At 46.4% G+C, this 1,633-nt stretch carries 1 pseudogene; it reads left to right on the top strand.

The features are described 5' to 3' along the window. A pseudogene (locus R7E00_RS22870) lies at positions 1 to 1,633 on the top strand (hypothetical protein); the annotation flags it as partial.

The raw sequence follows: 1,633 nt of genomic DNA, 5'->3' as shown, positions 1-1,633 counted from the left end.
TCGGTGTAGGTGCAAACTATCAAACCGAAGAAAAAGATAACCAAGACTATGAAGCGTACGGCACAGACTTAACGCTACGAGCATCAGAAGGCACCTATTTGAAAGCCGAGTTCGGCCACAGTAAAGGTCGTCAAACCGATTCTAACTATGTCTCTTTCGATGGCGGTTTAACCTTTACGCCTATTGGTGGCAGTGCGGATGATCGTGAAGGTGACTCTTATCAAGTGAAAGGGGTGATGAACCTCTACGATATCGCCCCGAGCGTGTTTTCTGCTGTGGGTAACGATGTTAAAGCTTGGTACAAATCTAAAGATGCAGGTTACAGCTACGCAAGCCAAGATGACGATTTAGAACAAGAATCTTATGGTACGGAAATCCGTCTTCAAGCAACGGATCGTGTTGCGGTGAAAACTCGATTTACCTCGATGGAAGAGCGTGAGTCCGACGGCACACTAAGAACGGATTCTCAACAGGCAGAACTGGAAACTCAGGTCAAAGTGACCAAACACATTAAGATTTCCGCAGCAGGTAAACAGGTCGAAGAGCTAAACAACGAAGACGAAAAAGGCAAAGGCACCTTAGCGGGCCTGCGTGCCGATTACATTTGGGATAGCGACAACAATGTTTACATCAAAGGGCAAAAAACCGTTGGAAAAACAGATGAGTACGATGAGAACAATAGCGTCACTATTGGTGGTGAAACGCGTATTTTAGAAGACTTCGTCGTTGGCGCAGAATACACCATGGGCGATCGTGGCGATGCGGCTGAAGCCAGCGTGACTTATGATGTGACGGAAGACTACAGCACTTACTTAACCTATGTCGATGACAGCTACGAAGGCAAAAACAACGTGATTGTCGGCCAACGTGCAGATCTGACTTCAACGGTCGATTTCTACCAAGAGAACCAGTTTGTTGATGAGAACAACGGCAAAGGTCGCATCGATTCATTCGGCTTTGGCTACGACATGAACGACGACATCGACATGGGTATCGGCTATCAGAAAGGCGAAATCGAGGATGATCAAAACATCACCACCGAGCGCCAAGCGGTGAGTGTAAGCACCTCGATTGATGTCGATGATGTGTTGTTCAAGAACAAAGTGGAATATCGTGTCGATAAGACAGATGACTCTGCTGACCCAGACAAAAAACGCATTGACCAATGGGTGACGACCAACCGTTACACCCATCACCTGACGGAAGAGTACACCTTATTCGGTAAGTTCAATTACTCACGCTCAGAAAGCAAATCAAGCGACAAAATGTTGGCTCGTTTTATTGAGTCGACCGCTGGATTGGCGTATCGCCCAATTTACAACGATCGTTTGAATTTGTTGTCGCGCTACACCTACTTAGTGGACTTCGACCAACTCAATCGCGATGTGGATTACAAAGATGAAGAAAGCCATATCATTGAAGTGGAAGGCATCTATTCACTTGATGCCAACTGGGATTTAGGCGCGAAATACGCATTCAAAAACAAGCATGAACTTTTCACTCGTCAATCGGGTGAGGACATTCCGGTTGACAGCAAAATCTCTTTGTACGGCTTAAGTGCTTCTTACCGAGTGATGAAAGAGTGGGACGTGACAGGCGAGTACCATTGGAAGACCGATTCGACCTACGATGA

It is taken from the genome of Vibrio sp. Vb1755 (assembly GCF_033338635.1).
GTDB lineage: Bacteria > Pseudomonadota > Gammaproteobacteria > Enterobacterales > Vibrionaceae > Vibrio > Vibrio alginolyticus.
The sequence above is the reverse complement of the archived record's forward strand: the minus strand, read 5'-3'. Positions and strand labels throughout refer to the sequence as shown.